1 protein-coding gene is annotated in these 280 nt (G+C 35.0%); it reads right to left on the bottom strand.

Features of this window, described 5'->3' with window-relative positions:
• The coding region (locus tag ACSG5Z_RS32490; protein ID WP_435712997.1) for a hypothetical protein at positions 1-227 on the bottom strand (227 nt) is incomplete at its 3' end.
• Between the last annotated feature and the right edge of the window lie 53 nt (positions 228-280).

Here is a 280-nt window from a genome sequence, read left to right as displayed (position 1 = left end):
AAACAAATGATGAAAAGAAAAAAGCATAACAAAATAGCTCGCCGATAAAACGGCGAGCTACCTTCATGTCTGATTATTTTTTTCTTTAACGATTGTAAAATGAAAAATATGCCGATGCAAGCTGTAAACGATGCCCAATTTCCTATCGGTGTAGCGTATTTAAAAACGCCAATACCTACAAGCAATAGGAAAAAAATCACCTGATATAAAAGCTTCCACTTTTGCATATGTTCCCTCCTTTACTTCGTTCCCTTCTTTTTCTTCTTCCATGCATTTAAAC

The sequence above is a fragment of the Bacillus pretiosus genome, assembly GCF_051294775.1.
In the GTDB taxonomy this organism is placed as follows: domain Bacteria; phylum Bacillota; class Bacilli; order Bacillales; family Bacillaceae_G; genus Bacillus_A; species Bacillus_A wiedmannii.
The sequence above is the reverse complement of the archived record's forward strand: the minus strand, read 5'-3'. Positions and strand labels throughout refer to the sequence as shown.